The organism is Paenibacillus sp. 01T422, assembly GCF_056398785.1.
Genome location: NZ_JBFTQB010001223.1, coordinates 1 through 1,439, shown reverse-complemented (window position 1 = coordinate 1,439; position 1,439 = coordinate 1). Strand labels below are relative to the sequence as shown.

Annotated in this window: 4 protein-coding genes; 2 read left to right on the top strand and 2 right to left on the bottom strand. The window is 43.0% G+C overall.

The window, feature by feature from the left end; translation table 11 throughout:
- Window positions 1-408 (bottom strand): GyrI-like domain-containing protein (locus tag AC1DUA_RS37420; RefSeq protein ID WP_477504541.1); only part of this gene is annotated, 408 nt, incomplete at its 3' end.
- A 192-nt stretch (window positions 409-600) separates the two neighbouring features.
- Between AC1DUA_RS37420 and AC1DUA_RS37415 the strand changes: the two genes are divergently transcribed.
- The gene (locus AC1DUA_RS37415) at window positions 601-1,035 is read left to right on the top strand and encodes a hypothetical protein (RefSeq protein WP_477504540.1); all 435 of its coding nucleotides are present in this window, start codon (window positions 601-603) and stop codon (window positions 1,033-1,035) included.
- Window positions 959-1,141 (top strand): helix-turn-helix domain-containing protein, encoded by a 183-nt coding sequence (locus AC1DUA_RS37410; RefSeq protein WP_477504539.1) that lies wholly within the window; start codon window positions 959-961, stop codon window positions 1,139-1,141. Before AC1DUA_RS37415 ends, AC1DUA_RS37410 begins: the two co-directional genes overlap by 77 nt.
- Before the next feature lie 106 nt (window positions 1,142-1,247).
- Here the strand turns inward: AC1DUA_RS37410 and AC1DUA_RS37405 are convergent.
- Window positions 1,248-1,439: hypothetical protein (locus tag AC1DUA_RS37405; protein WP_477504538.1), on the bottom strand; the 192-nt coding region annotated here is incomplete at its 5' end.

Here is a 1,439-nt window from a genome sequence, read left to right as displayed (position 1 = left end):
CCCGAGTACTCCCTTACGTTGGTCGATCTCATAATCTGGCGACTGATCTATCCAGGCAAACATTGCGTCATATACGCGCCACATATGTGCCTCATTCCCATTCACGCGGGCCCTCGCACATAGACCTCCACCTACCTCCAGAGTCTCAATGCCTTCCTCTACATGTCCGAATTCGTGTACCGCCAGTCCGACCCACAGCGTATCGACTTGCCTGCTCAATTGCTCCTGAGGAATGAGTACATAGGCAGAAGGCACATGAGTGAGTCTCTCATCCTTAATGGGCACTTGTGCTGTAAGCCTGCTCCACGCCTCTCGCGTGCCACTGTTGTCAGGTGTCATCCCCGTCCGTACTGCCAAGACCTTGAAAGGCGCCACTTCAACTAAATCAATCACGATAGTATTCTGCAAAATACCCTCTCCTCTCTCCATATTTATCCATGATGAAGACATCTTGTTTAAAAACATTCAACAATCTCCAATAAAACCCTTTTTTTAGAATTTGTTCAACTTCAATGAACAAAAAAGTGACGGCGTGTATCTCCGTTCGATACCAAAAGGATCAGCATATATAATGAGAACAATCAGGACGAGTCCGGATATTTGCTAAGCAAAACGGATGAAAACAAGCTCTTTAACCTGCTGCTCTCCAACAAGCAAGAGGATTTGCAACAGCTGCTGAAGACAATTATTAATGCCAATATGAACAGCACCATGACCGATATGAGTAGTAGACAGCTGTATATGCATCTGTATCTGATCGGTACACAAGCGTTGAAGCAGCTTGATAGAACGATGGACGAATCCATCTTCAAAAACTACAGCGAGTTCGTCATGTCCATCAGCACCCACTCGATCGGGGATATGGCAGATTTCATCCTGTCATTCTACGATAGTGTTCTAGAAGCATGCACCCCTATCCAGAGGGAGTTTGATATTAGGTTGTTTAAGCAATATATAGATGAATATTATCACGAAGATATTAGTCTGGAGATGCTCGCCGACAAATACAACAAAGCCAATTCAGAAAATACTTGAGGAGATCGGCTTTAACAACCGTAACTCGTTCATTCGAACATTCAGAAATCTGGAAGGGATTTCTCCGACGGAGTATCGCATTCAGCGACAGGTGAGGAAAGGGTAGGCGAATGGGGTATCTACAGATTTATGAGCAAAAGGCTGCCGATTGCGTCGGCAGCCTTTTATTGTTATGTATTAAACATATGTTCTGCGTTAGCGTAATGACAGTATTATCCTAAATCAAATGTGGTACATCCACAATCAATAATTTTCCATTGTAATCTAACGAATTCTCGCCGAGTTTTCTTTCTTTCATACCTAATAATTGAAAACCAGGTTTTACCATAGGGGAATATTAATTTAAGTTTTGGCTCTGAAAAAAATTCAAAATATTTAGGCTGACTGAAAGCATCACGCCAACC